Genomic DNA, 23,158 nt, shown 5'->3' on the forward strand with positions numbered 1-23,158 from the left:
CACACACACACACTTTAACTGTTTCTGCACTTATCTATCTTAAGTCTTCCGCGCTCTGAATCTAAGTATCAGATATCTACACAGATATCTGTGAAATAGTTTTTATCGACAAAAGTTTTATATGTGTGTTGTGGGGGGGGGGCCGGGGGGGCGGGGGCGCATTGGGGGGGGGGGGGTCGTGATGATCCGTCCCGCCCGCACTCACTGCTCCTTCGAGCCTCGCCCGATCAGAAGACGGGCTTGCCGCCGGTCACGCCGATGACCGTGCCGGAGACGTAGGAGGCCTCCGCCGGGCTGGCCAGGAACACGAAGGCCCCCGCCATCTCGGAGGGCTGGCCCGCGCGTCCCAGCGGGGTGTCGCTGCCGAAGCTCGGCATGCCGTCCCCGGCCTTGGTGGCGGGCTGCAGCGGGGTCCAGATGGGGCCCGGGGCCACCGCGTTCACGCGGATGCCCTTCTCGCCCAGCTCGCTGGCCAGGTTGACCGTGAAGTTGTTGATCGCGGCCTTGGTGGCGGCGTAGTCGATCAGGTTCTCCGAGGGGTCGTAGGCCTGGATGGAGCTGACGTTGATGATCGAGGAACCGTGGCCCAGGTACTGCAGGGACTGCTGGGAGACCCAGAACAGGGCGTAGAGGTTGGTCTTGAAGACCCGGTCCATCTCCTCGGTCTTCAGGCCCTGCAGGCCGCCGTCACGGCGGGCCCACTGGAACCCGGCGTTGTTGACAACGATGTCCAGCCCGCCGAGCTGCTCGGCAGCCTGGTCCACCACGCCGCGGGCCGCGGACTCCTCGCGGAGGTCCGCGGGGAGCAGGACGGCCTTGCGCCCGGCCTTCTCGATCCACTGCTTGGTGTCCTGGGCGTCCGACTCCTCGTCCTGGAGATAGTTGATGGCCACGTCCGCGCCCTCACGGGCGAAGGCGATGGCCACGGCCCGGCCGATGCCGGAGTCGCCGCCGGTGATGAGGGCCTTGAGGCCCTCCAGGCGGCCGTGGCCCACCCAGTTCTCCTCGCCGTGGTCCGGGAACGGGTTCATCTCCGTGGACAGCCCGGGAGGGGTCTGCTCCTGCTCCGGGAAACCGCCCTCCTCCCCGGCGAGCTCCTGGGCCTTCTTGTCTGCTGCGAACTTGTTATCGGTCATGTCCCCATTGTGCCCCTCAGGGCGCGCCCGTGTCGCCCACCTGAGCGGGTGGAATGCGGCGGAGGCGGGTTCAGACCGTGGTGACGCGGCGCTTCTGCGCGCTCGGTTCCATGCCGTGGCGCACGCCCCACAGCACGGCCTGGCTGCGCCGCTCCACGCCCATCTTGCGGTAGGCGGAGCGGATGTAGGACTTCACCGAGTTGATGCTCAGGTAGCAGTTGCGGGCGATCTCGTCGTTCGTGAACCCCTGGGTGATCAGGGCGATCACCTCGGCCTCCCGGGCCGAGAGCCCCTCGGGGCGACCGGGCCAGTCCGGCAGGTTCGCCTCCTCGCGCACCGGTTCGGGCCGCACCACGCGCTCCCCCTCGTGGATGCGCACCAGGGCGCCGGTGAGCTCCTCGGCGCTGAGCTGCTTGGAGAGGTAGCCGTCCATGCCCAGTCCCATAGCCTCGTCCACCTGCCCGGCGTCCACGTGCCACGTGTACATGACCACCCGGTGGCAGCGGGGGTCCGCCACCAGACGCCGCACGTCCGAGGCACCCCGGTCCGTGGCGGCGAACGCGTCGTAGAGCACCACGTGAGCCTCGCGCTCGGGCAGGTGCCCCGAGTCCATCTCCACGATCCGCAGCCGGGGGTGGTCCTCCAGCATGCGCGCCACCCCTTCGACCACCACGGGGTAGTCGTTGATCAGGGCCAGGGAGATGTCAGGGAGTCGAGAAACCACCCCACGAGCATAATGGTAAGCTCACGCACCATTTCTCGAACACTGTTCGACCGCCCGCCAGTCCTCTCCCTCCCGGGTGAGGTGCCCCAGCGCCGCCAGCTCCCGCAGCCAGCCCTCCATGGGGTCGAAGCCCCAGGCGCGGCGGAAGAGGTTCGCGTTGCGCGCGATGGCCGCAGCGTGCTGGACCGGGGGCGACTGCGTGGGGTGGTACTGGTGGTACGCGGCCGCTCCCCCGTACCACCACAGCTCGCCGCCCACCGCCGCGAGGCGTTGACCGAAGTCCGTGTCCTCGCCCCCGTAGCCCACGTAGCGCTCGTCGAAGCCGCCCGCCGCGTTCCAGGTCTCCACGGTGCAGGCCATGGACAGCGACCACAGCATCCGCGGGTCCGCGGGCGCCAGCTCCCCGGGAGGGGGCAGCACGCGGGCGGCGTGGTCACGGCCCACCCGGGCGGCGTTCCCGGGGGTGTGGTCGTGCTCCTGCAGCCCCTCCGGGAGGTACTGCACCCGTCCACTGACCACGGCCCGCCGCGAGCCCAGCCCGTCGAGCGCCCGCCCGTAGTCGCGCACCATGTCCGGGTGCGGCAGGCAGTCCACGTCCAGCAGCACCACCCGGTCCGCGCCCTGACGGGCTGCACGGGCCACTCCCGCGTTGCGCGCGGCCGCCAGCGGCAGGTCCTTCCCCGCAGGGAGGTCCACGACGACGCTCGGCACCTCAGCACGCAGCGCCACGACCTCGTGGATCCCGGGGTCCCCCATGCTGACCACCACGTGCACGAGCGGCGCCCCGCTCTGCGCCGCGAGCCACTCCCGCTGGCGCCGCAGGTGCGTGTGGCGCCCAGAGGCGATGGTGACGAGTGCCGTGCTCACCAGCCGCTCCCCCGCAGGACGGACTCCAGCGCACGGGCCGCGCGCCGGGCGCCGTCGCCGTGGTGCCACCGCTGCCACCGCTCCCCGCCGAGGGTGCGGGCGCGCTCCAGCAGAACGGGCCAGGCACGAGCCTCCGGCCAGGCGTCGAGACCCACGCAGATCTCCGCGCGGTCCAAGGCTGCTGCGGTGGCGAGCTGCTCGTCGTGGGGCCGCGGCTGCGCCACCACCACCGCCCGGGCCCGGGCCGCGGAGAGCTCCGCCACGGCGTTGTTCCCGCCGTGCGTGACCACCACGGTGGCCTCATGCAGCTCGCGCCACAGGTCCGGTGAGGGCTCGTCCGGTGTGCGCACCGTCCACCGCCACCCGGGGGTTGCGGCGCGGGCCGCGGCGATCTCTGCATCCCCCACGACCCTGCCGCCGCGCCCCCACACCACGAGAACGGTTCTCGGCCCGGCGACGCCGCCCGGGGCCTGCGCGGGCGCGGGCGCCGCCGGCGCGGGGCCGGGGTGCGCGAGGGTGTGCGACGCGGCGTCGTCCCCCGGGGCGAGGGACGAGGGGGCGGCGTTCGAGGGTGGGTCGAATCGGGAGATGGCACCCGTGAAGGTGGTCTTGCGGTTCCACTCCTGCAGCCAGTCGGGCTCCGCCGTCTCGCGGGACCACGGGGCCACGAGGGCCGTGGCGGCGTCGTACGCGGCGCGGTGCGTGCGGTCGGTGCGGTCCCCGCGCATGGCCATCACCACCGTGGGGACGCCCATCAGCCGGGCCAGCAGGGTGACCTCCGCGGAGGTGTCCGTGACCATGAGCTCCAGGTCCGTGCGCAGCCGATCGGCCATGATGCCCATGCGCTCGCGGTGGTCGGGGTGGGCCAGGGGCGCCCAGTGCAGCACGCCGTGGGCCGTGGGGTCCACCGGGTGCTCCGCGAGGTCCGGGGGCAGCTGGACCCACTCGCCGGGCCAGTCCTCCGGCCGCTCGAGCGTGCTGAATCCGGTGACCGGAACCGTGAGCTCCCGGGCGATCTGGGTGGCGCGGTTGCGGTGGCCCAGGCCTTGGTGGTGGACGTAGTAGCCGATCACGCGCCCACCAGTTCCCGGTAGAGCTCGGCGTAGGCGTCCACGGTGGCGTCCAGCGAGCAGTGCTCCAGGGCGTAGTGGCGGACGCGGGTGCGGTCCATGCCCACCACGAGGGGCAGCACGGCCGCGGCGGCGGCCACGGTCTCCGCCTCGCTCGCACCCGGCTGGGACGTGAGGCCCCCGGGGAAGCGCACCACCTCGCTGAGACCGCCCCGGGCCACGGCCAGCACGGGGGTGCCGCACGCCATGGCCTCCGCGGCCACCAGGCCGTAGGGCTCCTCCCACGCGGGGGTCACCAGCGCCGCGGCGCTGTGCCCGACGAGCTCCCGCAGCTGGTGGGTGTCCAGGTGGCCCACGTAGGTGACGTCCTCGTCCAGGAGGGGTCTGAGCCCGGCGTCGAAGTACTGCCGGTCCGCGATGGGGCCCGCGATCCGCAGCTTCCAACCCGCCCGGCTGGCGATCAGGGCGGCCACGTGCGGCGCCTTCTCAGGCACGATCCGCCCGGACCACACCAGGGTGTCCCCGCCCGGACCGGGCCGCCACTCCTGCGGGTCCACGCCGTTGCGGATCACCCGCGCGGGCGTGACCGTGCTCCACAGCTGCGCGACGGAGTCGCTGACCGCCACCGTGTGGGCGGTGGGCGTGAGCCGCAGCGCGGGTTCGAGCCACGGCGTGGCCGGAGTGTGCAGGGTGGTCACGAGCGGCTGCGGAATGGCCGCGGACATCACGATGGGCAGGAAGTGCAGAGAGTTGTTGTGCACCACGTCGATGTCCGGGCGGTTCGCGAACGCGCGCATCACCTGCATGTAGGAGAACGTCTCGCGCACCTGGGCCTCGGGCGGCATGGCGACGTCGTTGCGGGCCTCCTCGCTGAGCACGAGCGGCTCCACGTCCAGCTCCTCGACGCCCAACTGGGGGTCGGAGCCGGGCGCGGCGAAGACCACCACCTCCACCCCGCGCCGCTTCAGGCCACGGGCCAGGTGCCACGTGAAGGACTCCAGACCTCCGGAGAACGGCGGGGCCACGGGGTAGCGGTCGTGCGCGAGCAGTGCGACCTTCACGCGGCATCCCCCTCCCGCGCGGCGCGCGCGGCGAGAGCGCGGCGGTAGACGTCCTCGTGGGCGGCGGCGATCCGACGGCGCTGGGCCGCGCGGTCCTCCGCGCCCGCCTGCCAGGCCGGGCTGCCGGCGAGTCCGGCGACCGCGGCGTCGATCTGCTCGGCGCGGGGCCGACCGGACGCGTCCCACTCGAAGCCCAGCACGCCGGGGTGCTGCTCGTGGTAGAAGCCCACGGTGGGGGCGAGCACGCGGGTGCCGAGGTCCCGGCACAGCTCGAGCCATCCCGAGTGGGTGCCGAACCGGTAGGCCAGCACGGACAGGTCCAGGGCCCGCAGGTACTCCCGCAGCTGCTCGTCCGAGTAGATGTCGTGGACGTGGACGGTGGTGTTCGCGGTGGTGCGGGCGGCGGCCAGCAGCTCGACCACGCGGGGGTCGTGGTGGCGGGCCCCCGGAGTCACCACGTCGGTGTGGGCGTCGAGCACCAGGTGGATGTCCCCGCGCGCCGCGGCGGCCAGGAGAACCCGGGCCACGGGCAGGGGGCTCATGTTGGTGCGCATGCTCTTGAGGTGCAGCCCCACCGTGGGGGTCCGCGGCACGGACCGGTGTGGCGCCCAGGCGTGCAGCGGGAGCACGTGCGGGTGCGGGACGACCGTGGCGGTGCGGCCCCACCGCTGGTGGATCGCCCGGGCGGCGCCGGGGGTGAGGGTGATCAGCGCGTCCGCGGCGGGGACCAGCACGTCCAGGGCGGCGTCCTGGGCGGCGGGGTCCTCCTGGTGCGGGTTGCGCAGGTCGTGGACGGTGTAGACGAACGCCTTGCCCAGCTCGTGCAGGGTGTCCACGATCCGGCGCAGGGCCGCGGGCGGCGTCTGGTCGAAGCCGAAGTGCAGGTGGTAGAGGTCGAAGTCCTCCGCGTGCTCACGGATCCAGGTCTCGTCCAGCATCACCAGGGGCCACCACGGGGCACCCGGGACGGGGTGCGCGGGGGCAGGGTCCGGCAGCCGGTGGACGGTCCCCGGACCGTCGGGGTCACTGAGGTGCTCGACGTACACGTGACCGTGGGGTAAGGACGCGACCCTCACTCGGTGGAACCTCCTGCGGTAAACGAACTGTGCTTCTGCTGCGGGTGTCCGCGGGGACACCGGTTCACCGCGCGGTGCAGTGCCGAGCGCGGGACGACGCCGTGCACGAGTGCTCGTGCGGTCCCGGGCGACGATACCCATCTTACTGACGGTTCCGACACGATATATTGGCCTGCGCCCGCCCGCTCCGCCGGTCGCGGGCGCCATCGAGCGTCGCGGCCCCCTGCCGGGTCCGCGGCGGACCGTCCCCGAAGTTCCGAGGTGTCCCGCATGAGCGTCCGTCCCATCGTGATCTCCGGCAGCCCCGTGCTGCACCGTCCCGCCGCCAGGGTCACGGAGTTCGACGACGCCCTGCGCACCCTGGTCGCGGACATGCACGAGACCATGGACCTCGCCCACGGCGTGGGTCTGGCCGCCCCGCAGATCGGCGTGGGGCTGCGGATCTTCACGTACCTCTACGAGAACGAGGACGGGGTGGCACCCCGGGGGACTCTCGTGAACCCCGTGCTGAGCACCGGGAAGATCTCGGAGACCGCCCCGGATCCGGAGGAGGAGTCAGAGGGGTGCCTGTCGGTGCCGGGCCAGGCCTGGCCCCTCAAGCGCGCGGACTGGGTGCGGGTCGCGGGTCAGGACGAGAACGGCGATCCCGTGGCGTTCGAGGCCACCGGCTGGTTCGCCCGGGTCATGCAGCACGAGTACGACCACCTGGACGGCAAGCTCTACGTGGACCGGCTCAACCCCAAGTGGACCCGCAAGGCCCGCAAGGCCATCGCCAGGGAGCGCTGGGGCACGGACGGCACGTGGCTGCCCGGCGTGGACGAGGACCCGTTCGGCCACTGAGGCCACTGAGCAGGGAGCACACCCGGTGAGCAGTGTGCCGCCGGCTTCCGCCTCGTCATGCCCCGAGGGGACCGCAACCTGAAGGGGTTCCCGGGCCGCCAGGGTCACGACCCCGTCACTGCGGGTCCAGCACCACCGTCAGGACACCGGCGGAGCGGGCGGTGGGCACCGTGAGCTCCACGGTCCAGTGCTCGGCCACCGCGTCCCCGACCTGCTCCACCGTGGCGAGGTCTCCCCCGGCCCCGCGGAACTCGCACAGCGCCCTGGCCACCAGACCGCGGGTGTGCTTGGCGTGGTGGGACACCACGGCGCGGGAGCCGTCCGGTCTCCGCTGCTCCACCCGCACGGACACCGTGCGCAGCGCCGGTGCTCTCCACGCCGCGGCGTAGGCGGCGGACCGGCAGTCCACCACCACCTTCCCGGCCGCGAGCTCGTCCAGCACCGGGCTCAGACGCGGTTTCCACCAGGTGCTCAGCCGCCCGGTCCCCGGCAGCGCGGTCCCCATGGACAGGCGGTAGGCCGGGATGCGGTCGCCCGGGCGCACGGCACCCCACAGCGCGGAGACCACCAGCAGGGACTCGTCCGCCGCGGCGCGGCCCGCCGGGCTCAGGGTGTCCGCGTCCAGGGCGTCGTAGAGCACCCCCGTGTAGACCTCGAGCGCCGGTGCGGCGGGTGCGGTGCGCAGCTCACGGTTGCGGGCGACGTCGGCCGCGAGCGAGGGGCCCACGCCCAGCACCTCCAGCGCGTCGTCGCGGACGCTCACCGCCGCCAGGGTGTCCACCAGCTGCTCGCGCTCGGGCGTGAGCCGGGCCAGGCTCAGGGCGGGCAGGTCCAGGGGATCCCCCGAGGCGGGCGCGGTCTTGGACTCGGAGGGCGGCAGCAGAATCAGCACCCCACGAGTGTAGGGCGCCGCCCTCCCAACGGTGCTGGTACCGAGCGGCCACGACGCGGGGCCCAGGTGAGGGGAACGCACCGTCCCCCGGTTGCTGGGACGCAGAGCTACCGGCCCAGGTTCTCGGACTGGATCTCACCGCTGCTCTTGCAGCGGCCCAGGGTCGGGTCGAAGCACTCCGAGCCGACCTGGTACTCGAAGCCCGGTGCAACGTACCCGCTGTAGTCGTAGTACTCGTCCGACGGACCCACGTAGCCGTTCTCGTCAGCAGCCGGTGTCTCCTCGCCGGCCCGGCGGGGCTCCGCCGTGCCACCGCCCATGTTCTCCGGGTCCATCGGGTCGTACCCGTGGCTCCAGTCACCCAGCTGGTGAGCCGCGCAGTAGTCGATGACCTGCTGGTGCAGCTCATCGGTGGCGGGCAGGGAGGAGCTCCAGACGTCCGCGATGCACTGCCCGCCGGTCCGGAAGAACTCCTGCACGTCGGCCTCCCCGGCGGCCTCGGCGACCGGGGTCTGATCGGGCTCGGGGCCCGTCGTCTCCACCGGCTCCGCCGTCTCGACGGGGGCCGTGGCGGCTGCCGACTCGCTCGGCGGCTCGGCGGCCGGAGTGCTCGACGCCGCCCGGGTGGGACTCGTCGTCGCGCTGGTGGTGGCGCTGGCGGACGAGCCGGCGGCGTCCGTCGGGGCGTCGTCGCCCCCGCCGCAGCCGGTGAGTGCGAGCGCGGCGAGCGCGAGGGATAGCGGCAGGGCACGGACGCGACGGTTCACGGAGTCTCCTGGGACGAGAGTGGCGACGCCCCGGGAAACCTCGAGGGGAGCGCACGCGGAGGGGGGTGGTGGACAGGTGGGCCTGTGAGCCGGGAACTGGCTCCCGCCCCGCTGACCTGCGGCGATATAGCCTTGGAGGGCGTACGGAGGGTTAGGCATTCCGCAGGGCGCGCACGTTGCCGCCCATCACCGGGGCGACGATCTCGTCCCCCTGCGCGGCCATGACCGAGTCCTCGGAGGGCCACAAGTGCGCGTAGGTCTGCAGGGTCTCGGTCGCGTCCTTGTGCCCGAGGCGGTGCGCGACCGCCACCGGCGACAGGCCCGCGGCGATCAGCTTCGAGGCGTGGTAGTGGCGCAACTGGTGCCAGCCGGCGCCCGCGAGTGGGGCCTTCTCCCGGGCCGACCGCCACGCCCGGGACATGGTGGAGCGCATCACCGGCTGGCCCGTGGCCGATCGGAACACGATCCCGTCCGGGCCTTCCCCAAACATCTCCCGGTGCTTGGTGAGCATGGCGTGCACCATCGGCCCGATCGTGACCTTCCGCCGCGAGGACTCCGTCTTCGGCGGACCCCACACGGGCCGCCCGGCGTCGAGGGCGACAACCTGGCGGTCCACCACCAGGTGCGACTCGTGGACCCGGTCCCAGGTGAGGGCGCGGGCCTCTCCCCCGCGCAGCCCGGTCGCCGCGATCAGCCACACCATGGCCTCCAGGTGCGCGGGCACCGCAGCAGCCACGCGGGCCACCGTCTCGTCCGCGAGCGGGACGATCTTGTCCGTGGACTCCCGCGGGAGCCGGATCTTCACGCACGGGGAGCGCGGGATCAGCTCCCGGGCCACGGCGTAGTGGAACACGCTGGACATGTAGCCGTAGGCCAGGCGCACCGTCGACGGGGCGTAGTCCAGCGCCCACGCGGCCACGGCCGCCTGCACGTCCGCCTGGCTGATCAGCGTGATGGGGCGGGACCCGAGCGAGGGGTAGACGGTCTTCTCGAGCCGGATGCGCGCCGCGTTGCGGGAGGTGTCCCGCAGGTGGATCTGCGCGTCGAGCCACTGCTTGGCCACGTCCTGGAACGTCTCACGGCCGGTGCCGCGCCGGTAGACGCCCCGGTGCTGCTCGGCCTTGACCGCGGTGCAGAACTCGTCGGCGAGCTCCCGGTACGCGAACGAGCGCCGGCGCTTGGCGCCGTCACCGTTGATGTACTCGACCTGCCAGCGCAGGCCCTTGCCATATCGGTCGGTGCGCTTCTTGCGCCCAGTCTCGCTGCTAATCGAGTGCCAGCGGTCGACTACGTGTGCCATTACGCGGCATTCTCCTTTTCGAGGTTCTGCAGTCGTGCGGTGAGGATCCACCCGGTGACGTCGAGTTCCAGTGCCCACGCTCCGAGGTCGTCGGTGACCTGCGCGCAACGGCGGAGGTCGTGCTCACGGATCAGCCAGCTTGCGGCCTCGCGGTCGGCGCGCTGCTCCCGCCTCGCGTAGAGCGCATGGTCGTTGGTCGGCTCGTCGCCGTGGATGGCGTGCGAGATCTCGTGAGCGAGCACGCACCGCTCCACGCGCTGCGGCAGGTCGGGCAGGAGCCAGATCGTGCCGTGCTCGTAGAGTCCCATGGTCCCGAGGGAGGGGGTGTACCGAACGGTCAGCCCGAGCTGCTCGGCGTGTTCCCACGGGTCGTACATCAGAGGTAGTCCTCCTCGCTCACGTCTGGCTGTCCGTGCTCCTTGGCGGCGAGGCGGTAGTCCTCCTGGGTGGGGTCGATCCCCTGGGCGCGCAGGGTCCGCTCGGCGGCGGCGACGATGCTGACGGGGTCGACCTGCAGGGCGTCGCTGATGACCTTGAGGTAGTGCACGGTCAGCGGCCCGGTCTCGCGCCAGACCATCTTGCTGAGCGTGCTCTGCGGCACCCCGCTCTCGGCGGCGAGTCGGCGCTGCGACCACTTGCGCCGCGCCGCGTAGGCGCGCAGCTCGGCGTTGACAGCTCGGGCGAAGGCGTTCGGCAGTGGCGCTGGGGAGGAGTTGCTTCTTCGTTGCATGCACTGAGCATATCTGTGGTCATGCCACTGTGTCACACTCAGGAGCACTCGAAACGCACATGTTTGAATCCAGGGGTTGCGCTATGACCCTAGTTATGGTCACAATGGGGGACGTCGAAAGGATCCCCCCAATGGACACCATGACCATGAGCCAGCTGTACGCCCAGGCCCAACGCCACGAGACGACAGCTGCATCCACCCTCAAGGAACGCATCATGCACCTCGACAAAGACCTGCCCATCAAGGAAGTCGCCGAGCTTACCTCCCAGTCCCCCGCTGTGGTGGGCCGCCTCGTGCGCGCCGGCTACTTCCCCGGCGCCTACAAGGCCGGGATGGGCGAAGGCAACGCGCCCTGGGTCATCCCCTACTCCGCCGTCCAGGCCTATCGGGAGCGCATGCAGGCCAAGGTCGGCCTCGTGCGCCGGGCCCAGTGACCACAGCTATGGTCACTCAGCCGCAGATCGAGGGGCTGCCCCCGGCCCCTCCGAGCGAACGCGAGCAGTACCAGGCCCGGTGCCTGGACGCGATCCGGGAGCTCGCCGAGTCCGAGGGCGAGTTCACTGCCGACGAGGTCCGCGGGATCGCGGGCCCGCCCCCGGACCGGTACATCACCGGGCGGGTCTTCCGCCAGGCCAAGCTGGCGGGCCTCATCCGCCCCTCGCACACCTACACCCTCTCCCGGACCGGCGGCCGCCGACGTGCGCCCGTCATGGTCTGGTACGCCGGAAGGACCACCGCATGACCCTCGTCCAGTTCATCGACGCCCCCATCTTTTGGCACTTGCTGACCATAGCTGTGCTCACTGGCGCCCTGTGGGCCGGGTTCCGCGCAGACCACCACGAGAAGGAGAACACGAAGTGACCACCCTCAAATGGCAGGACCCCCCGCTGTCGAAGGCCGGGAAGGGCCGGGCGGCCAGCCGCGAACGTGACGCGACCGTCGCCCAGCTCAAGGAGCACCCCGGCCGGTGGGCTCTGGTCCAGGAGGCCAGCAAGCACAGCAGCGCCTCGACCCCCTGGAAGAACCGCGGGTGCGAGGCCACCTCGACCCGCCGCGACGACGGCAAGGGCTTCGACGTGTACGCCCGTTGGCCGGAGGTCGACCCCGCGGACGTGGACCCGTACATCGCCCGCCGCCGCGCCAAGGGTGTGCCCCGCGACGGCCGTGCCGTCTCGGCGGGTCTGCGGAGCGTCTCGTGAGCGCCCCGCAGCCGATGCCGGCGTCCCAGATGGACGACTTCCGTGCCGCCCTGGCCGGGGTGCTCGAGGTCACGGACGACGACGGGATGGTCGAGCTGTGCCGCACACGGTACGGGGCCACCCACCAGGAGACCGCCGAGACGCTCACCGCGATCAAGGAGAACCGATGACCACCGTTTACCAGGCGCTCGCGGCCGTCATGGCCGAGGTGCGCGAGGTCCGCAAGGGCGAACGCAACAAGCAGCAGGGCTTCAACTTCCGCGGCATCGACGCCGTCGTGAACGCGGTCGGGCCGGCGCTGCGCAAGCACGGCGTCGTGATCGCCCCGACGAAGACCGAGCACCACATCGCGTCGAAGAACACGGCCAAGGGCACGCCCATGAACTTCGTGACCGTGACCGTGGACTACACGGTGTTCGGCCCGGAGGGTGACCACTTCATCGGGCAGGTGTCCGCCGAGTCCTTCGACGCAGGAGACAAGGGGACCGCGAAGGCCATGTCCGTGGCGTACCGGACCTTCCTGCTGCAGGCCCTGTGCCTGCCCACGGACGACCCGGACCCGGACCACGACTACATCCAGGAGACCCGCCCGCATGCCCAGCCTGCCGCGCAGGCGGAGGACCCCGAGCAGCGCATCCGGGAGAGCATCGCGAACGCCGTTCAGAAGGGCCCGGACGCCGTGCAGTCGCTCGGCACCTGGGCTGGTCAGCACGGCTGGCCCGAGTGGGCCCTGCAGGAACTCCGCAACCACCACGCACAGATGAGGAACGCATCATGAGCACCCCCACCGCAGCACAGGTCATGGCCGCCTACTACCTCAAGGGCCAGCTCTACAAGTTCGTGAAGGACCACGAGCACCTGATCACCAAGGACATGGAGCCCGGCGACGCCACCTCGGCCCGCTTCGACCTGGACGGCCAGGAGCTGCCCCTGGGGAAGATCCAGCGCACCGAGCCCAAGCCCGCGTGGCGGGTTACGGACAAGGACGCTCTGGCCGAGTGGGCGGAGACCAGCATGCCGGAGCTCGTGGAGACCGTCACTGTGCTGAAGGAGAAGGCGGTGGCGGACCTGATCAAGCGGGTCACCACCCAGAACGCGGCGATCACCGAGGACGGCGAGGTCATCCCCGGCCTGTCCTGGGCAACTGGCACCAGCTCGGCTGTGCGCTACACCCCCGCCAAGGACATCCACCAGTCGCTGTCGCTGATCGCCCGTGAGGGGCGCATCGCGGAGATCACCGGCGGGGTGCTCGGGGAGGTCGAGGAGTGAGCGCCCAGCAGCGCATCAACGACGTCCTGCTCGAGTGGGACGGCACGACGCGCACCTACCGCCGTGAGGTCGAGGAGGCGGGCCGGGCGAAGGCCGAGTACGAGCGGGACCGGGCCCGGTTCATCGTGAAGGCACGGGCGGGCAACGACCGCATGTCCCAGGCGCAGGCCGAGACGGAGGCCGCCGCAGATGACGACGTGTACGCGTCCCGGCTGGCGATGCTCGCCGCCGAGGCCAAGGCGGAGTCCACCCGGCAGCGCCTGTACCTGATGCGGGCGAAGTCGGACGCGCTGCGCACGGAGCGCGTGGACGAGCGCGAGTCGAACCGGCTGTACGCAACCCACGGAGAGGGGGCGTGATGGCTGGATTCACGACGGCCACCCGCCAGCGGATCCTCGAGCGCGACGGCTGGGCGTGCGTGCTGTGCGGCAAGCCCTACCGGCCCGCGTTCGACTCCATCCACCACCGGCAGCCCCGCGGCATGGGCGGCTCCAAGGCCACGGCCACCAACGGCGCCGCGAACGGGATCGTGCTGTGCGGATCCGGGACCACCGGCCACCACGGCTGGGTGGAGTCGCACCGGGCCGAAGCGCTCGAGCTCGGCCTGCTGGTCCCCAAGAACGGCACCCGCAGCCCGCACGAGGTGCCCGTGTCCTTCGACGGCGGCCGCACCTGGCTGTTCCTCGCGGACGACGGATCCCGACTCACCACGGAGAGGAAGACCCCATGACCACCCCACTCGAAGCGGGCCAACGGGCCCAGAGGTTCAAGCGCCTGCAGTCCGGCCTGGACGCGGACGCCGTGGTCTTGGCGGCCACGCTGCGGCGGCTGAGCACGAACACCCCCGCGAACCGCGACCAAGCGCGGGCCGCGGCCACCCGCCTGGACCGCACCGCCCACGAGCTCGCCGAGGCCGCCACGACCCTGGCAGCCGGCATCCAGGACGACCTGCACGACATGGAAGGACCCACCACATGACCCACCCAGCAGTGACCGTGTACACGAAGCCCTCGTGCCCCTCGTGCGTCGCGACGAAGCGCCGCCTCCGGAAGCGGGCCGTGGACTTCACCGAGGTCGACGTCACCCAGGACCAGTCCGCGTACGACTTCATCACCGCGGAGCTCGGCCACCAAGCCGCCCCCGTGGTCTACGCCTCGGACGGCGAGACCACCCACCACTGGTCCGGGTACCGCCCCGACCTGATCACCACCCACATCACCGGAAAGTAGGCCACGCATGGCACGCAACGAAGTCACCCTCGAAGGGTTCGTCCGCAAGATCGACCTCCGCTACACCCCCAGCGGCACCGCGGTCCTGAACCTCAAGGTCCCCATCGACCGGCGGGCGAAGAACAAGGACACCGGCGAGTGGGAGACCACGAACACCACCTGGTGGCAGCTGACCACCTGGCAGGAGGACGCCGAGTTCCAGGCCGAGCACCTGCAGGAGGGATCGCTGATCCAGTTCACGGGCATGCCCGAGCTGGAGCAGCAGGAGGGCCGAGACGGCAAGACGTACTTCAACGCGGTCATGAAGTGGCCGAAGATCGCCCTGGTCCTGCGGGCTCCGCGGGAGAAGCCCCAGGGCGGCCAGCGCGGCCAGCAGTCCTCCCAGGGCGGCCGCAGCGCGTGGTCCCAGCCCGCCCCCCAGGGCGGCGCACGAGGCGGCTACGACTGGGGCGCCGACTCCGAGGACGAACCCCCGTTCTGATCCACCTCAGTACCTTGACCGCCCCGCGTGACCATAGCCGTGGTCACGCGGGCGGCGCGTCATCACCCTTGGCCCGCTCCTCGGCTAGGTCAGCTATAGCGCCAGGGCGAACCCCCAGAGACCGGCATATGAGTTCGAAATTGTGCACCGTCAGCGCACTTCGTTCCCGGAACACGGCGTTGCTGATCGATGTCTGAGGGATCCCGGTCATCCCGGAAAGCCGCACCTGCGAGATCCCCCGATCCAGCATCAGCTGTCGAATCTTCTCGTTGACTGCGCGGGCGAAAGGACCCACGGCGTTGGCACTAGTACCCATGCACCCACCGTAGAGCACAGCCTTCGCACCCTGCGTCACCCCAAGTTACCGCCAGAACTTGCAACCTACCCCAAATGGCGTAGACTTGGTGATCAGGCAGGACGGTCCGGCCGAGCTAGGAGGAAGAACAGATGGACTTCATGACAGTCAGCGAAGTAGCTGCCCTGCTGCGACACGATCGGAGCACCATCTACGAACTCATCGCAGCCGGCGCCTTTCCCGGTGCTTTCCGGTCCGGAATTGGCGGAAAGACATCGCCATGGCGTATCCCCCGCGAGGCAGTTGAGAAATACCAAGGCCTGTAGCCCTGCGCTTCAAGTTCCGCACCCAGGAATCCAAACCCCGATGCGTCCGCTACCCCCCCCCACCCCCGAAAGGTAGTTACCATGGCCAGCTACACCCCCGCTTTCATCCCCACAAAGTTCGTCGCCCTCGCAGATCCCGATTTCCCGTCAGAAGCGCCCGCGCTTTGGGAGCACGAAGCTTCCATGCGCAACTACCTAGACTGCAACATCGAGCTGGTGTTTGACCCGGAGGAAGGAGTGCGAGCACAAACCCTCGACGGCGACCAGCTCTCCGTAGCAGATATTGACCTACGCATCAAGCACTTGGGCGATATGCGCAATTCGTACAATTCCGCACTCAAAGAGCAAGAAGATTGGGAGGCAAGTAATTTCCAGACAGCTGAGGAATGGGTCTGGGAGTCTTCGTCTTCACAAGGCCAGGACCGGCTGGTCCTACTGGCCATCGCACGGGGAGCCACCCGTTACTCGCAGATTTCGTGGATCTCTTTCGATGCCCTGGCGAGCGTTTGCCAGACTTCCCCCCAGAGCGTGGAGCAGTCCATCGTGTCCTTGATGCAGGCGGGTGAACTGGAGGAGCTCGACGCATCAGACGGCAGTACCATGAGGCCGTTCCGCGTCGTGCGTACTAGCCATAACACTCGCTCTCGTAGGCCGAAGGGAACGCCCAGTGAGTGACGGCGCGAGCATCGAAGTCATCAACGAGGACCGGTTCCAGATCTGCCCAGACTGGCTCCTGATGTCAGAGGTCTCTGCCCAGGCAATCCGCCTGTACCTGATCCTGCGTAGGTGCGGAGACAACGACAACCGCGGGAGCTTCTGGTCACGGAAGAAGCTCGCCGCGCTCATGAACCTCAAGTCCCCACGATCCGTGGACCAGTACACCTCCGAACTGGTTGACGTCGGGGCTCTGCGAGTGACCCCCAGGGTGAGCAAGAACCGGCAGACAACCAACGAGTACGTGGTGCTGAGCAAGCCAGGCCGAGGCCGCCGTGCGCCCGCCGGTAGGGGCGCAGAATCTTGCACTCCCGGGGGCGCAGAATCTTGCTCACGAACTAATAACCAACAGGAACTCAGAACCTCTAGGAACACTCCCCCCACCCCCTCGGCCGAGGTCGCCATCGCGGCACCGGCTGCGCCGGCGGAGTTTGACCAGTGGTACGAGGTTTATCCGAAGAAGGCCAAGCGGCCAGCGGCGGAACGGGCGTTCGCCAAGGCCCGGAAGGGCGCCAGCTTCGAGGAGCTCATGGCCGGGGCCCGCATGTGGGCATCCGCGGGGATCGAGAAGCAGTTCATCCCCTACCCCGCGACCTGGCTGAACAACCGGCAGTGGGAGGACGAGCCGCCGACACGACGGCCGCGGCCGTCCTGGCAGATGGACAACAACGAGCGGATGGCCGCCGCGTACCGGCAGGGTACCCGCCAGGCCGAGCACACCGAGCACCTCGCGCTGGCCGCGCAGGGGTGGATGCAGGAGGAGGAGCAGTGAACGTCACGGAGACCGCGCAGTTCCACGCGATGGCGATGGCGATCGACGGGCGGATCAAGCCCTTGGACGACCAGGGGGTGATGGCCTCGGCGTGGCAGGCGGTGCTGGAGGACGTGCCGTTCCGGGAGGCCCGGTACATCTTGAAGGCCCTGTACGCGCAGCCGCAGATGCTGGTGCTGCAGCCGGGGCACGCAGCGAAGGTGTGGGAGGAGCTGAAGGCGGAGCGGGAGAAGACGGTCCGGTCCTTGCTGTCCCTGGATGCGTACCTGCGGGCGATGGAGGGGCAGGAGACGGAGGAGATCATGGCCCGGAAGCGGGCGCAGCGGGAGAAGCTGCTGGCGTCGTTGCCGCCGCATGCGCGGGCGGAGTACGAGTCGCAGCCGCGGGCGGTGACGGCGTACCGGTCGCGGGTGGCGGAGTACGGGCGGAAGGTCGCGGATGGGGCGGTGCAGCCGTGGGATGAGGACCCGGAGATGGATCCGCGGTTCGCCCGGGTGCGGGACATGCTGGCTGACCCGGGGTTCGGGGCCCTGTCGAAGTAGTCCCCCAATATGACCATAGTTAGATTCATTAGTGCTATATTGGGTTCAGTGGGGCGCCCCGCCCCACGAGAAGGAGACACCGTGGAACCCACCACCTTCCTCACGGTCGAGGACCTCGCGACGCGCTACCGCGTCACCGAGACGACCATCCACAACTGGCGCAAGCGCGGCATCGCTCCCCCGTCGCTGCGGGCCGGGCGGCAGATCCGGTTCCCCCTCGAGGACGTCCTCGCCTGGGAGCGGGAGAACCGGGAGGTCAGCGGGGCGGACACCCAGCCATGACCTCCTGGATCCGCATCCGGAAGAACCGGTCAGGCCGGGTCACGTGCGCGTGGGAGGTGTTCGCGTTCCAGCCGGGCATCGGCTGGCAGCTCACCACCGCGTGCTGGACCTGGGCCAACGCCCTCCAGGCGGCCGACAGGGCTATCCGGAACCACAGGGGGCACTACTCCCCCGAACCGCCCTGCTAGACGCCCAGCGGGCAACCTCCGGCCATTCTGACCACAGTTAGAGTCACTTACCACCAGGAGTCCCCATGAACCCCGACATCATCAGCGGCACCACCACCGCCGGCACAACCCTCACGACCATCGAGGACGGCGAGGACACGAAGGTCCTCATGACCGGCCTGGACGGGCGCGGCCACGTGCTCGGCACCGTCGTCTTCGACGGCCAGGCGACCTTGATCTCCATGCAGGACCACGGGTGCTTGCTTTCCGCGGACGTGCTGCGCCTCGCGGCGACCATGCTCGACGGCCGGTGCGCGACCGCGCTCCTCGACCTGGACGAGCTGACCGAGGGCGCGCAGGACCCGGAGCCGCCGGCCCCGGTGGTCACCCCGGAGATGGTGCAGCTCGTGCTCGACACGTACGCCGAGCACGAGGACGTCGTGACCCGCGACCGCATCCGCTACTGCGCCGAGTGTGACGCCCCGCTGGTCGGATGGCTCACCCCCGCGGCGCACGCCCGGAACATGGCGGCCGCCGTCTTGGAAGACGCCCTCGCGAAGGCGGGCTCCGCCCCGTCCGGCCTGCCTGCCTCCGTGGTGGCGGTGCTGGACGCCTGGCGTGTGCCCGGCCCGCAGACCGTGTTGCACGGGGCGGCGAAGAACCAGGTGTGGAAAGCGTTCCCGTTCCTCGCGGCCCGACTCGACCAGGCGTGCACCGAGCACCCCGGGGGCGACGATGCGTGACCTGTCGTTCTTCGTGCCGGGGAAGGCCGCGGCGCAGGGCTCGAAACGCCATGTGGGGCGGGGGGTGATGGTGGAGATGTCGAAGGACCTCCCGGCCTGGCGTGCCGCCGTCGCCGGTGCGGCACGGGCCGCGCACCAGGGGCGCCCGCCCATCGACGGGCCCGTGTCCGTGGCCATGACCGTGTACCTGGCGAGACCGCGCACCACGAAGTTCAAGACGTACCCCGCGGGCCCGCCGGACGCTGACAAGCTCCAGCGGTCCGCGGGAGACGCGCTCACCGCCTCCGGGGTCATCCGGGATGACGCCCGGATCGTGCACTGGGACGCCTGGAAACGCTGGGCGACACCCGACACCCCGCCCGGGGCGCACATCACCATCACCGAGCTGGAGGCCCCTTCATGCTGATCCGTCACGAGGTGGACGACGAACTCGTGATCGAGGACGTGCGGATCCTGAACCTGGAGCGCATGGCCGATGAAGGGCTGCACCTGTCCATCGTGGACCGGGACGGCACCCTCTACGGGATCGACCTGGGCGCGGATACACCCATCACCTGGAACACGTGGATCGAAGAACCGAAGGAGGAGGAGCAATGAGCTGGTTCATGGAGATCGCGGGTGGGGCGACGTTCGTCGTCTCGATCGTCTCCCTGTGGATCTATCCGGGCCACGACCTCGACACGCACTACGGGTACCTCACGGCCGCTGTTGGCGGCGCCGTGATCTACGCGATCGGACACCACACGAAAGAGAAGCCATGAACATCGTCCGGCCATTCCCGAGGCCGTGGATCGACACGGAGAGGTACAAGCTCTGGATCGACACGGAGGAGTTCCGCTACCGCACGGGGCGACTCACCTACCGGCGTGCCCTGGCGGAAGCGTGGGACCTCGTGCACGGGAAGCACGACAATCCGGTGCACTGGTTCACGATCTTCGACATGGGGCTACGAGACGGGGCAGTGCCGCGGGCGGTGTTCTTCTGGGCCGCGACCCGGGGCACGTACCCGGCTCGTCCGGTGACGGTGAAGGACCTCGAAGCTCACCGCACACCCACGAAGCCCCACCGCATGCGGAAGGAGCCCTCATGCTGACTTTGATCCTGGCCTACGCCCTCACCGGCGCGGCCGTGTGCGTGCTCATGGCCGTGATGGTGGGTGTCCTGGTGGGTGTGTCCCTGTACACCGACTGGCGGGATGGGGTGAGGGCATGACGATCCTCCCGCCGCCCCGACCCGCGCCCCGGCACGAGTGCGAGCCGCTGGACAACCCGTACGAGATCACGCGTCCTCTCTCCGCGCTCGGCACCCTGTGGGAGTGCCCGGACTGCGGCCGCTGGTGGAAGTACCGGGAGCAGTACCAGGGCGCGAAGAACTCGTGGCGCCCGCGCTACGAGTGGGCGCCCGTGTCCGCCTGGGACGTCAAGGCCCGCCGCCGGATCGCCGCGCACGAGACCGAGAAGATGCACTACCGCGTTCCCACGGCCACGGGGACGCTCCACTGGTGGGACTGCCACCCCAACCCCAGGAGGAAGCCATGACGCAGTGTAGCTTCGAGATCCACGCCCGCCCGTTGTGCGACCCGCCACCACACAGGTCCATCTGGTTCATGCGGTGCGACGAGTGCGGCACGTACGGCAGCTCTGGGCACTGGAGACCCCCGTCCCTGGACGAGTACCGGGACATGGGGTGGGTGTGTTCACCAGGCACACCCGTCCGCGACCTCTGCCCGACGTGCGCCGTTGAGGCCACCCCGTGACCCTCGGAGTTCTCCTGGCCCAGGTCGCCGCACGCTGGGCCCACCGTCAACCGCCCGCCCACGGGTGGACACCAACCGAAAGCGAGACCGACATGACCGAGCACCTGCACCACATCACCCACGTCCATGACGCCGGGTACGGCATCAGCACCCAGTTCACCTGCACCGGGGACCGCACCTCACCCTGCCACCAGTACCCGCCCACGGAGTTGGAGATGGAGACGTGGGGTGACGCGGACGCGGACGTGTTCGTACCCCATGACGACTGCTGGATGAAGTTTTGGATGGAGGACGGGGACTGCGCCGTTATCTGCGGTCCGGATGGGGAGCCCGTCCGCTCCGGCCCCATCACGATCACCTGGTGCGGCGACTGTGTCGCCTGGGAGTACACCAAGGAGGAAGCATGAGCAAGCACGAGAGCACGACCCCGCTCAGACCGGAACGGCTGGCCGGGATACGGGGGCGGGTGGAGGACGCGACACCCGGCCCGTGGGAGTGGTGGGGCGAGGCCGACCTGCGCGCCGTGAGCGTCCCTGACCCCGAGTCCTCGGAGTGGCCTGATTCTTGCATGCCGGTCACTAACGAGGACGGGCAGATCGAGTCCTCTAACGACGCCGAGCTGATCGCCCACGCACCCCAGGACCTTGCGGACCTGCTGGACGAGGTGGAGCGGCTGCGGGCACGGCTCACCGTGGACGACGACATGGCCGAACGGGCGGCGCGGGCGTTGTTCCTCAGCGATTCGCTCAGGAACACCGAGAGCAAGTGGGATCGGCTCCCGGAGTACGTCCGCGACTCCTGGCGCGACGACGCCCGCACCATCCTTGACGCCGCACTCGGCACCCAGGAAGGGGCGTGATCATCACCATCGCGATCATCTGCCAGGTGCTCACGGTCTGCTTCCTGGGGTTCACCATCTACTTGCAACGGAAAGCCGCCAAGTACCAGGCCGAGGCCGCCGAGACGAGAGCCAGGGCCGCCGCCGGCGCCACGATCGGTCATCGTCGAGGAACAGTGCCACATGTTCAGTCCCATCGGGTATACATAGGTCGACATACCAGCGAAGCGAACGCTTCGCTCAACCATAGGAGGTGAGGTCCATGCCAACCGAGGGAGCAACCACAGATAAGATTCGCCAGGAAGCTCGTAACGCCGCAGCGGACGCCCTCGAGTCAGCGTGGGCTGGCGGGTACCCCATCGACCCTGTGCAGATCGCTCGAGAGCTGGGTGTCTCGGTTTTTAGCGCTCAACTTGGCGATGAGACGTGGGGCATGATCATCGGCGGATCTAACGGTGCTGACATTTATTTAGATGTCGACCAACCCCCCAAGCGTTACCGTTTTTCGTGCGCCCATGAGCTGGGTCACTTTGTAGATCGGCAGAGTAATCTCGCCCCCGGCACAGGGTACGTCGACTCAAGAAGTTCTGCAGGCCACGGACTGCCTATTGAGGTCTATGCCAATGAGTTCGCAGCCTCACTCCTTATGCCAGAAGATCACTTTCGCAAAAAGTGCCAAGAGGGCTTGACAGATTTCGCGCTCACTAATTATTTCGACGTTTCTTTGCAAGCGGTTCAACTCCGCAAGCAACATCTCAAAATAGGCGGATAGGTGGTGCTTGGTAGTGTCATCTGATCCTAAGCGTGATGGGCAACCCTCGGACGAGCCGCAGACTCTCTGCCCTCCTGCCGTAGCCCGGGAGGTCAAGAGTTCACCCGGGGAGGTAGGTGCCGCCGGGTCAGATCTCCTGCCCTCTGTGGATAATCCCTCGCACGCATTTATCCATTTGACCCGGCGCAGAATATTTATGAACTACTTCGTATCCTGTGCGCATGATCGGTACCCATCTCGAGCAAACCCCGAAACTCGTGTTTCGAACATGATCAAGGACCACCCTCACTGGTATAGGTTCTGTGTTGTTCTCGATAACTGTGTCATTTTTTTGGGGATGGTCCTATTGTTGGCGTTTACTCTGGTAGCGAGTTATAAAACCTTGTTTCTCTGATAAGGTCAGTGTGTCTTCTGGCATACCCCCCAGGCGAAACAAAGGAATTTCACATGACCCTCCTCGCTGAGACCGTCCACCAACTCACCCGCACCCACAAAGTCCGCATCCCCGGCACCGAGCACCCCGCCCAGTACGCAGACGCCCTCCCCCTCCTCGAGCAGCTGCGCATGCTCGTGCGCGGCACCGGCCACGGCGGCCAGGAGCGCAGCGGTGCGGGCGGCGGGTCGAAGCCCCCGATCAACCTGCGCGCCCTGGACCTACTCAACGAGATCACCACCACCGTGAACCAGGGCTGGCCGGGCGCCGGGCGCCCCGTCACCCAGGCCGTACCCCTCGGCTTCAAGCTGCGCGCCTGGGCCGAGCACGACCCGGAGAACGCCCGCCTCACGGACCAGTGCCTCGCGTGGGCCGAGCAGATCACCCGCGCCATCCACCCCGTGAAGCGCATCGACATCATGGGCACCTGCCCGTCGTGCCAGTGCACCCACGTCATGAACACCGACTCCGAGACTGGGGAGCACACGTACAACCACGCCCTCACCGCGTACACCGAGCCCGCCCACGTGGCCTGCGCGGTGTGCGGCACCACCTGGGAGGGCCAAGCAATCCACCACCTGCGAGGGCTGGTGCGCACCCCCGCCGAAACAGTCAGCGCCGAGTGACCATAACTAGGGTCACTCCTGGTACGCTGGGACACGAAGGCGCTACCACGCGCCCGAAAACGGCCCACGGGCCGAGGTGCAGGTGAGCGCGAGGAAAAGTCATTGGGGGGTCGCGCTCACCCACACCACTCCGGCCTCCGGGCCACGGCAGGGAGTTGGATCCCAGGCACCTCGGGTGCTGCCCCAGGTTCGAGTCCTGGCTGCCGTACGCAGCATCACCCAGGTGATGCCGCCTTGCCGCCGTCTCCTGG

At 69.3% G+C, this 23,158-nt stretch carries 42 protein-coding genes; 30 read left to right on the forward strand and 12 right to left on the reverse strand.

All coding sequences use genetic code 11. The features are described 5' to 3' along the window. Positions 1 to 227: 227 nt before the first annotated feature. The 6 genes from Q4A22_RS10955 to Q4A22_RS10980 all read right to left on the reverse strand — a co-directional run bounded on the left by Q4A22_RS10955 (position 228) and on the right by Q4A22_RS10980 (position 5,904). The gene (locus Q4A22_RS10955; protein WP_303179423.1) at positions 228 to 1,136 is read right to left on the reverse strand and encodes an SDR family oxidoreductase; all 909 of its coding nucleotides are present in this window, start codon (positions 1,134 to 1,136) and stop codon (positions 228 to 230) included. A gap of 70 nt (positions 1,137 to 1,206) precedes the next feature. Then, entirely contained in the window at positions 1,207 to 1,860 is a 654-nt protein-coding gene (locus tag Q4A22_RS10960; RefSeq protein ID WP_303179425.1) for a response regulator transcription factor, read from the reverse strand. Between the two features lie 21 nt (positions 1,861 to 1,881). Next, the gene (locus Q4A22_RS10965) at positions 1,882 to 2,727 is read right to left on the reverse strand and encodes a glycosyltransferase family 2 protein (RefSeq protein WP_303179427.1); all 846 of its coding nucleotides are present in this window, start codon (positions 2,725 to 2,727) and stop codon (positions 1,882 to 1,884) included. Continuing rightward, positions 2,724 to 3,800: a glycosyltransferase gene (locus Q4A22_RS10970; RefSeq protein ID WP_303179429.1), complete on the reverse strand. Its 1,077-nt coding sequence runs from the start codon at positions 3,798 to 3,800 to the stop codon at positions 2,724 to 2,726. Before Q4A22_RS10970 ends, Q4A22_RS10965 begins: the two co-directional genes overlap by 4 nt. Beyond that, positions 3,797 to 4,858 carry a glycosyltransferase gene (locus Q4A22_RS10975; protein WP_303179430.1) on the reverse strand — a complete coding sequence of 354 codons (1,062 nt, stop codon included), beginning with the start codon at positions 4,856 to 4,858 and terminating at the stop codon, positions 3,797 to 3,799. The genes Q4A22_RS10970 and Q4A22_RS10975 overlap by 4 nt, the downstream gene beginning before the upstream one ends. Further along, positions 4,855 to 5,904, reverse strand: coding sequence for a glycosyltransferase family 1 protein (locus Q4A22_RS10980; RefSeq protein ID WP_303179431.1), 1,050 nt, complete (start codon positions 5,902 to 5,904; stop codon positions 4,855 to 4,857). Before Q4A22_RS10980 ends, Q4A22_RS10975 begins: the two co-directional genes overlap by 4 nt. Positions 5,905 to 6,204: 300 nt before the next feature. Between Q4A22_RS10980 and def the strand changes: the two genes are divergently transcribed. Next, entirely contained in the window at positions 6,205 to 6,774 is a 570-nt protein-coding gene (gene def, locus Q4A22_RS10985; RefSeq protein WP_303179432.1) for a peptide deformylase, read from the forward strand. Positions 6,775 to 6,889: 115 nt separating this feature from the next. Here def and yaaA read toward each other — a convergent pair whose 3' ends face one another. From yaaA to Q4A22_RS11010, 5 genes are all read right to left on the reverse strand, one after another. Continuing rightward, positions 6,890 to 7,666 carry a YaaA family protein gene (gene yaaA, locus Q4A22_RS10990; RefSeq protein ID WP_303179434.1) on the reverse strand — a complete coding sequence of 259 codons (777 nt, stop codon included), beginning with the start codon at positions 7,664 to 7,666 and terminating at the stop codon, positions 6,890 to 6,892. Positions 7,667 to 7,773: 107 nt separating this feature from the next. After that, positions 7,774 to 8,433: a hypothetical protein gene (locus tag Q4A22_RS10995; protein WP_303179436.1), complete on the reverse strand. Its 660-nt coding sequence runs from the start codon at positions 8,431 to 8,433 to the stop codon at positions 7,774 to 7,776. Positions 8,434 to 8,584: 151 nt separating this feature from the next. After that, positions 8,585 to 9,733, reverse strand: a complete 1,149-nt coding sequence (locus tag Q4A22_RS11000) for a site-specific integrase (RefSeq protein WP_303179437.1) — start codon at positions 9,731 to 9,733, stop codon at positions 8,585 to 8,587. Next, positions 9,733 to 10,110: an ImmA/IrrE family metallo-endopeptidase gene (locus tag Q4A22_RS11005; RefSeq protein WP_303179440.1), complete on the reverse strand. Its 378-nt coding sequence runs from the start codon at positions 10,108 to 10,110 to the stop codon at positions 9,733 to 9,735. Before Q4A22_RS11005 ends, Q4A22_RS11000 begins: the two co-directional genes overlap by 1 nt. Beyond that, entirely contained in the window at positions 10,110 to 10,463 is a 354-nt protein-coding gene (locus tag Q4A22_RS11010; RefSeq protein WP_303179443.1) for a helix-turn-helix domain-containing protein, read from the reverse strand. The genes Q4A22_RS11005 and Q4A22_RS11010 overlap by 1 nt, the downstream gene beginning before the upstream one ends. 215 nt (positions 10,464 to 10,678) lie before the next feature. On the opposite strand from Q4A22_RS11010, the gene Q4A22_RS11015 reads away from it, so the two are divergent. From Q4A22_RS11015 to Q4A22_RS11070, 12 genes are read left to right on the forward strand one after another with little or no spacing between them, the layout of a single operon-like run. Continuing rightward, positions 10,679 to 10,897 (forward strand): helix-turn-helix domain-containing protein, encoded by a 219-nt coding sequence (locus Q4A22_RS11015; protein ID WP_303179444.1) that lies wholly within the window; start codon positions 10,679 to 10,681, stop codon positions 10,895 to 10,897. 8 nt (positions 10,898 to 10,905) lie between these two features. Further along, entirely contained in the window at positions 10,906 to 11,205 is a 300-nt protein-coding gene (locus tag Q4A22_RS11020) for a hypothetical protein (RefSeq protein ID WP_303179447.1), read from the forward strand. Continuing rightward, positions 11,202 to 11,324 carry a hypothetical protein gene (locus Q4A22_RS11025; protein WP_303179450.1) on the forward strand — a complete coding sequence of 41 codons (123 nt, stop codon included), beginning with the start codon at positions 11,202 to 11,204 and terminating at the stop codon, positions 11,322 to 11,324. The genes Q4A22_RS11020 and Q4A22_RS11025 overlap by 4 nt, the downstream gene beginning before the upstream one ends. Then, positions 11,321 to 11,662 carry a hypothetical protein gene (locus tag Q4A22_RS11030; RefSeq protein WP_303179454.1) on the forward strand — a complete coding sequence of 114 codons (342 nt, stop codon included), beginning with the start codon at positions 11,321 to 11,323 and terminating at the stop codon, positions 11,660 to 11,662. Before Q4A22_RS11025 ends, Q4A22_RS11030 begins: the two co-directional genes overlap by 4 nt. Next, positions 11,659 to 11,832: a hypothetical protein gene (locus Q4A22_RS11035; RefSeq protein ID WP_303179456.1), complete on the forward strand. Its 174-nt coding sequence runs from the start codon at positions 11,659 to 11,661 to the stop codon at positions 11,830 to 11,832. Before Q4A22_RS11030 ends, Q4A22_RS11035 begins: the two co-directional genes overlap by 4 nt. Continuing rightward, positions 11,829 to 12,440, forward strand: a complete 612-nt coding sequence (locus tag Q4A22_RS11040) for an ERF family protein (protein ID WP_303179459.1) — start codon at positions 11,829 to 11,831, stop codon at positions 12,438 to 12,440. The genes Q4A22_RS11035 and Q4A22_RS11040 overlap by 4 nt, the downstream gene beginning before the upstream one ends. Then, positions 12,437 to 12,931 (forward strand): hypothetical protein, encoded by a 495-nt coding sequence (locus Q4A22_RS11045; RefSeq protein ID WP_303179460.1) that lies wholly within the window; start codon positions 12,437 to 12,439, stop codon positions 12,929 to 12,931. Before Q4A22_RS11040 ends, Q4A22_RS11045 begins: the two co-directional genes overlap by 4 nt. Continuing rightward, the gene (locus Q4A22_RS11050) at positions 12,928 to 13,290 is read left to right on the forward strand and encodes a hypothetical protein (protein WP_303179461.1); all 363 of its coding nucleotides are present in this window, start codon (positions 12,928 to 12,930) and stop codon (positions 13,288 to 13,290) included. The genes Q4A22_RS11045 and Q4A22_RS11050 overlap by 4 nt, the downstream gene beginning before the upstream one ends. Continuing rightward, a complete protein-coding gene (locus Q4A22_RS11055; RefSeq protein ID WP_303179462.1) occupies positions 13,290 to 13,661 on the forward strand; it encodes an HNH endonuclease in 372 nt (123 codons plus the stop codon). Before Q4A22_RS11050 ends, Q4A22_RS11055 begins: the two co-directional genes overlap by 1 nt. Further along, positions 13,658 to 13,909: a hypothetical protein gene (locus tag Q4A22_RS11060; protein ID WP_303179464.1), complete on the forward strand. Its 252-nt coding sequence runs from the start codon at positions 13,658 to 13,660 to the stop codon at positions 13,907 to 13,909. Before Q4A22_RS11055 ends, Q4A22_RS11060 begins: the two co-directional genes overlap by 4 nt. Continuing rightward, positions 13,906 to 14,160 carry a glutaredoxin family protein gene (locus tag Q4A22_RS11065; protein ID WP_303179466.1) on the forward strand — a complete coding sequence of 85 codons (255 nt, stop codon included), beginning with the start codon at positions 13,906 to 13,908 and terminating at the stop codon, positions 14,158 to 14,160. The genes Q4A22_RS11060 and Q4A22_RS11065 overlap by 4 nt, the downstream gene beginning before the upstream one ends. 7 nt (positions 14,161 to 14,167) lie before the next feature. Beyond that, a complete protein-coding gene (locus Q4A22_RS11070; RefSeq protein ID WP_303179468.1) occupies positions 14,168 to 14,641 on the forward strand; it encodes a single-stranded DNA-binding protein in 474 nt (157 codons plus the stop codon). Positions 14,642 to 14,684: 43 nt separating this feature from the next. Here the strand turns inward: Q4A22_RS11070 and Q4A22_RS11860 are convergent, their stop codons facing one another. Next, a complete protein-coding gene (locus Q4A22_RS11860) occupies positions 14,685 to 14,957 on the reverse strand; it encodes a helix-turn-helix domain-containing protein (protein ID WP_368410636.1) in 273 nt (90 codons plus the stop codon). 140 nt (positions 14,958 to 15,097) lie between these two features. Between Q4A22_RS11860 and Q4A22_RS11075 the strand changes: the two genes are divergently transcribed. From Q4A22_RS11075 to Q4A22_RS11155, 17 genes are all read left to right on the forward strand, one after another. After that, positions 15,098 to 15,262: a helix-turn-helix domain-containing protein gene (locus tag Q4A22_RS11075; RefSeq protein ID WP_303179541.1), complete on the forward strand. Its 165-nt coding sequence runs from the start codon at positions 15,098 to 15,100 to the stop codon at positions 15,260 to 15,262. A gap of 81 nt (positions 15,263 to 15,343) precedes the next feature. Then, a complete protein-coding gene (locus Q4A22_RS11080; RefSeq protein WP_303179469.1) occupies positions 15,344 to 15,937 on the forward strand; it encodes a hypothetical protein in 594 nt (197 codons plus the stop codon). After that, positions 15,930 to 16,748 carry a hypothetical protein gene (locus tag Q4A22_RS11085; protein WP_303179471.1) on the forward strand — a complete coding sequence of 273 codons (819 nt, stop codon included), beginning with the start codon at positions 15,930 to 15,932 and terminating at the stop codon, positions 16,746 to 16,748. Before Q4A22_RS11080 ends, Q4A22_RS11085 begins: the two co-directional genes overlap by 8 nt. After that, positions 16,745 to 17,290, forward strand: a complete 546-nt coding sequence (locus Q4A22_RS11090) for a hypothetical protein (RefSeq protein ID WP_303179473.1) — start codon at positions 16,745 to 16,747, stop codon at positions 17,288 to 17,290. Before Q4A22_RS11085 ends, Q4A22_RS11090 begins: the two co-directional genes overlap by 4 nt. Positions 17,291 to 17,371: 81 nt before the next feature. Beyond that, the gene (locus Q4A22_RS11095; protein WP_303179475.1) at positions 17,372 to 17,572 is read left to right on the forward strand and encodes a helix-turn-helix domain-containing protein; all 201 of its coding nucleotides are present in this window, start codon (positions 17,372 to 17,374) and stop codon (positions 17,570 to 17,572) included. Between the two features lie 253 nt (positions 17,573 to 17,825). Beyond that, on the forward strand, positions 17,826 to 18,482 hold the full coding sequence (locus Q4A22_RS11100; RefSeq protein ID WP_303179477.1) for a hypothetical protein: 657 nt from the start codon (positions 17,826 to 17,828) through the stop codon (positions 18,480 to 18,482). Further along, entirely contained in the window at positions 18,475 to 18,888 is a 414-nt protein-coding gene (locus tag Q4A22_RS11105; RefSeq protein ID WP_303179479.1) for a RusA family crossover junction endodeoxyribonuclease, read from the forward strand. The genes Q4A22_RS11100 and Q4A22_RS11105 overlap by 8 nt, the downstream gene beginning before the upstream one ends. Continuing rightward, complete coding sequence (locus Q4A22_RS11110; protein WP_303179481.1) at positions 18,882 to 19,079, forward strand: hypothetical protein; 198 nt, start codon at positions 18,882 to 18,884, stop codon at positions 19,077 to 19,079. Before Q4A22_RS11105 ends, Q4A22_RS11110 begins: the two co-directional genes overlap by 7 nt. Next, positions 19,076 to 19,243 (forward strand): hypothetical protein, encoded by a 168-nt coding sequence (locus tag Q4A22_RS11115; protein WP_303179483.1) that lies wholly within the window; start codon positions 19,076 to 19,078, stop codon positions 19,241 to 19,243. Before Q4A22_RS11110 ends, Q4A22_RS11115 begins: the two co-directional genes overlap by 4 nt. Next, a complete protein-coding gene (locus tag Q4A22_RS11120; RefSeq protein WP_303179485.1) occupies positions 19,240 to 19,575 on the forward strand; it encodes a hypothetical protein in 336 nt (111 codons plus the stop codon). The genes Q4A22_RS11115 and Q4A22_RS11120 overlap by 4 nt, the downstream gene beginning before the upstream one ends. After that, positions 19,569 to 19,694, forward strand: a complete 126-nt coding sequence (locus Q4A22_RS11125) for a hypothetical protein (protein WP_303179487.1) — start codon at positions 19,569 to 19,571, stop codon at positions 19,692 to 19,694. The genes Q4A22_RS11120 and Q4A22_RS11125 overlap by 7 nt, the downstream gene beginning before the upstream one ends. Further along, complete coding sequence (locus tag Q4A22_RS11130; RefSeq protein WP_303179489.1) at positions 19,691 to 20,020, forward strand: hypothetical protein; 330 nt, start codon at positions 19,691 to 19,693, stop codon at positions 20,018 to 20,020. Before Q4A22_RS11125 ends, Q4A22_RS11130 begins: the two co-directional genes overlap by 4 nt. 310 nt (positions 20,021 to 20,330) lie before the next feature. After that, the gene (locus Q4A22_RS11135) at positions 20,331 to 20,645 is read left to right on the forward strand and encodes a hypothetical protein (RefSeq protein ID WP_303179491.1); all 315 of its coding nucleotides are present in this window, start codon (positions 20,331 to 20,333) and stop codon (positions 20,643 to 20,645) included. Beyond that, entirely contained in the window at positions 20,642 to 21,097 is a 456-nt protein-coding gene (locus Q4A22_RS11140) for a hypothetical protein (RefSeq protein ID WP_303179493.1), read from the forward strand. The genes Q4A22_RS11135 and Q4A22_RS11140 overlap by 4 nt, the downstream gene beginning before the upstream one ends. Continuing rightward, the gene (locus Q4A22_RS11145) at positions 21,094 to 21,333 is read left to right on the forward strand and encodes a hypothetical protein (protein ID WP_303179494.1); all 240 of its coding nucleotides are present in this window, start codon (positions 21,094 to 21,096) and stop codon (positions 21,331 to 21,333) included. The genes Q4A22_RS11140 and Q4A22_RS11145 overlap by 4 nt, the downstream gene beginning before the upstream one ends. A 5-nt stretch (positions 21,334 to 21,338) precedes the next feature. Beyond that, positions 21,339 to 21,848 (forward strand): ImmA/IrrE family metallo-endopeptidase, encoded by a 510-nt coding sequence (locus Q4A22_RS11150; RefSeq protein ID WP_303179496.1) that lies wholly within the window; start codon positions 21,339 to 21,341, stop codon positions 21,846 to 21,848. A gap of 447 nt (positions 21,849 to 22,295) precedes the next feature. Further along, positions 22,296 to 22,907: a hypothetical protein gene (locus Q4A22_RS11155; RefSeq protein ID WP_303179498.1), complete on the forward strand. Its 612-nt coding sequence runs from the start codon at positions 22,296 to 22,298 to the stop codon at positions 22,905 to 22,907. The last annotated feature ends 251 nt before the right edge of the window (positions 22,908 to 23,158 follow it).

This window comes from Kocuria sp., from assembly GCF_030530945.1.
In the GTDB taxonomy this organism is placed as follows: Bacteria; Actinomycetota; Actinomycetes; order Actinomycetales; family Micrococcaceae; genus Kocuria.

Excerpts from the sequence above, each read along its gene's own strand:
- Q4A22_RS11110 (WP_303179481.1), top strand. The coding sequence starts at position 18,882 with ATGCTGATCCGTCACGAGGTGGACGACGAACTCGTGATCGAGGACGTG.
- Q4A22_RS11075 (WP_303179541.1), top strand. The coding sequence starts at position 15,098 with ATGACAGTCAGCGAAGTAGCTGCCCTGCTGCGACACGATCGGAGCACC.
- Q4A22_RS11010 (WP_303179443.1), bottom strand. The coding sequence starts at position 10,463 with ATGCAACGAAGAAGCAACTCCTCCCCAGCGCCACTGCCGAACGCCTTC.
- Q4A22_RS11860 (WP_368410636.1), bottom strand. The coding sequence starts at position 14,957 with ATGGGTACTAGTGCCAACGCCGTGGGTCCTTTCGCCCGCGCAGTCAAC.
- Q4A22_RS10955 (WP_303179423.1), bottom strand. The coding sequence starts at position 1,136 with ATGACCGATAACAAGTTCGCAGCAGACAAGAAGGCCCAGGAGCTCGCC.
- Q4A22_RS11130 (WP_303179489.1), top strand. The coding sequence starts at position 19,691 with ATGACGATCCTCCCGCCGCCCCGACCCGCGCCCCGGCACGAGTGCGAG.
- Q4A22_RS11070 (WP_303179468.1), top strand. The coding sequence starts at position 14,168 with ATGGCACGCAACGAAGTCACCCTCGAAGGGTTCGTCCGCAAGATCGAC.
- Q4A22_RS11125 (WP_303179487.1), top strand. The coding sequence starts at position 19,569 with ATGCTGACTTTGATCCTGGCCTACGCCCTCACCGGCGCGGCCGTGTGC.
- Q4A22_RS11065 (WP_303179466.1), top strand. The coding sequence starts at position 13,906 with ATGACCCACCCAGCAGTGACCGTGTACACGAAGCCCTCGTGCCCCTCG.
- Q4A22_RS11150 (WP_303179496.1), top strand. The coding sequence starts at position 21,339 with ATGCCAACCGAGGGAGCAACCACAGATAAGATTCGCCAGGAAGCTCGT.
- Q4A22_RS11005 (WP_303179440.1), bottom strand. The coding sequence starts at position 10,110 with ATGTACGACCCGTGGGAACACGCCGAGCAGCTCGGGCTGACCGTTCGG.
- Q4A22_RS11100 (WP_303179477.1), top strand. The coding sequence starts at position 17,826 with ATGAACCCCGACATCATCAGCGGCACCACCACCGCCGGCACAACCCTC.
- Q4A22_RS11135 (WP_303179491.1), top strand. The coding sequence starts at position 20,331 with ATGACCGAGCACCTGCACCACATCACCCACGTCCATGACGCCGGGTAC.
- Q4A22_RS11045 (WP_303179460.1), top strand. The coding sequence starts at position 12,437 with ATGAGCACCCCCACCGCAGCACAGGTCATGGCCGCCTACTACCTCAAG.
- Q4A22_RS11040 (WP_303179459.1), top strand. The coding sequence starts at position 11,829 with ATGACCACCGTTTACCAGGCGCTCGCGGCCGTCATGGCCGAGGTGCGC.
- Q4A22_RS11015 (WP_303179444.1), top strand. The coding sequence starts at position 10,679 with ATGCACCTCGACAAAGACCTGCCCATCAAGGAAGTCGCCGAGCTTACC.
- Q4A22_RS11025 (WP_303179450.1), top strand. The coding sequence starts at position 11,202 with ATGACCCTCGTCCAGTTCATCGACGCCCCCATCTTTTGGCACTTGCTG.
- Q4A22_RS11120 (WP_303179485.1), top strand. The coding sequence starts at position 19,240 with ATGAACATCGTCCGGCCATTCCCGAGGCCGTGGATCGACACGGAGAGG.
- Q4A22_RS11140 (WP_303179493.1), top strand. The coding sequence starts at position 20,642 with ATGAGCAAGCACGAGAGCACGACCCCGCTCAGACCGGAACGGCTGGCC.
- Q4A22_RS11105 (WP_303179479.1), top strand. The coding sequence starts at position 18,475 with ATGCGTGACCTGTCGTTCTTCGTGCCGGGGAAGGCCGCGGCGCAGGGC.
- Q4A22_RS11000 (WP_303179437.1), bottom strand. The coding sequence starts at position 9,733 with ATGGCACACGTAGTCGACCGCTGGCACTCGATTAGCAGCGAGACTGGG.
- Q4A22_RS11080 (WP_303179469.1), top strand. The coding sequence starts at position 15,344 with ATGGCCAGCTACACCCCCGCTTTCATCCCCACAAAGTTCGTCGCCCTC.
- Q4A22_RS11055 (WP_303179462.1), top strand. The coding sequence starts at position 13,290 with ATGGCTGGATTCACGACGGCCACCCGCCAGCGGATCCTCGAGCGCGAC.
- def (WP_303179432.1), top strand. The coding sequence starts at position 6,205 with ATGAGCGTCCGTCCCATCGTGATCTCCGGCAGCCCCGTGCTGCACCGT.
- Q4A22_RS11060 (WP_303179464.1), top strand. The coding sequence starts at position 13,658 with ATGACCACCCCACTCGAAGCGGGCCAACGGGCCCAGAGGTTCAAGCGC.
- Q4A22_RS11115 (WP_303179483.1), top strand. The coding sequence starts at position 19,076 with ATGAGCTGGTTCATGGAGATCGCGGGTGGGGCGACGTTCGTCGTCTCG.
- Q4A22_RS11020 (WP_303179447.1), top strand. The coding sequence starts at position 10,906 with ATGGTCACTCAGCCGCAGATCGAGGGGCTGCCCCCGGCCCCTCCGAGC.
- Q4A22_RS11155 (WP_303179498.1), top strand. The coding sequence starts at position 22,296 with ATGACCCTCCTCGCTGAGACCGTCCACCAACTCACCCGCACCCACAAA.